The sequence below is a fragment of the Xanthomonas populi genome (assembly GCF_002940065.1).
In the GTDB taxonomy this organism is placed as follows: Bacteria; Pseudomonadota; Gammaproteobacteria; order Xanthomonadales; family Xanthomonadaceae; genus Xanthomonas; species Xanthomonas populi.
This window is the reverse complement of record NZ_MDEJ01000283.1, coordinates 1-1,082: the sequence shown is the minus strand read 5'-3', so window position 1 is coordinate 1,082 and position 1,082 is coordinate 1. Positions and strand designations below refer to the sequence as shown.

General features: G+C 55.1%; 2 pseudogenes. One reads left to right on the top strand and one right to left on the bottom strand.

What is annotated here, in order from left to right:
- Window positions 1-426 precede the first annotated feature (426 nt).
- Window positions 427-858, top strand: a pseudogene (locus tag XpopCFBP1817_RS20835) (hypothetical protein); the annotation flags it as partial.
- A gap of 18 nt (window positions 859-876) precedes the next feature.
- Here XpopCFBP1817_RS20835 and XpopCFBP1817_RS21990 read toward each other — a convergent pair.
- Window positions 877-1,005, bottom strand: a pseudogene (locus XpopCFBP1817_RS21990) (IS4 family transposase); the annotation flags it as partial.
- Between the last annotated feature and the right edge of the window lie 77 nt (window positions 1,006-1,082).

Sequence of the window (1,082 nt, the reverse complement as noted above, 5' to 3'; positions counted from 1 at the left end):
TGGAGCGATTACGCACACTGCCCGAACACGTCTACAACCAGATGGTCATGGGCTGAAAAACGTGGGGATACCTCAGATCCCGGCTCTGCCTGAGACAGCGCAAGAATCGGTAGCTGGGCAATCTTGATTCAACTACCGGTGGGCGCGACCAGCGATTCTAGTGTTGGGCGCGCCTTAGTTACGAATCACCGGTACTTATTGCGAGCCCCTGCTTCGCAGATGGCGCAAAGGATTCGCAGGATCAATTCCGATCCGTTCCTAAAGTGCAGCTATAAGTTATCGGTACATCGCAACCTGCTTACCTGCCCAGGTATTACGTCGCAGCCCCACGTCCGTCCTTGACCGTCTCTTTGAACGAGATCGTCTGGATGTGCGTGACGGGTCGCGCAGCCAGCGTAACTGCTGTATTTGAGGATCTGGATATCTATGAAGAGAACTCCTTGGACTTTTCTAGCATTAGCAACTATTTCGTGCGTGGCAAGTGCAGCGGATAAGAGTGTCTATATCGAATTTCTGTGGGATGCCCAGCCGTCTCATTCAATCGCACGCCAGCAGACCATCCAGTTCCTGACCGATAGTAAGCACGATCACCAGGTATGCGTCGCGACCGATCTTGCCGATACCGACGTGCGTGGCTTGGTGTTGACGGTGCTCGACGCATCCGGACAGGAGGTGTCGAGCCACAAGTATCCCGACTACCGAGGCGTCAAGCATTGCTACAGCGCCGATCTGGGCAAGGAGGGCACGCCTGGCCTTTGGACGTTTCGAGCGAAAACAGGCGATGGGCGCGCCGGGGAAAGCACGATACAGGTCCATGCCAGGCTTGAGGACTCACCACTTTCCAAGGATCCTGGAACTGAGGTATCCCCACGTTTTTCAGCCCATGACCATCTGGTTGTAGACGTGTTCGGGCAGTGTGCGTAATCGCTCCAGACATTGGCTGATGGGCTCCAACGGCCAGCATCTGAGCAGGGCTTCGCGTCCAATGCGCAGCGTTGAATAGAGGGCACCTCGAACAACCAAGTCGTAGCCGTGGTGACACGCACTGGATGATGACCATACCTTCAAAAAATCAGCGATCT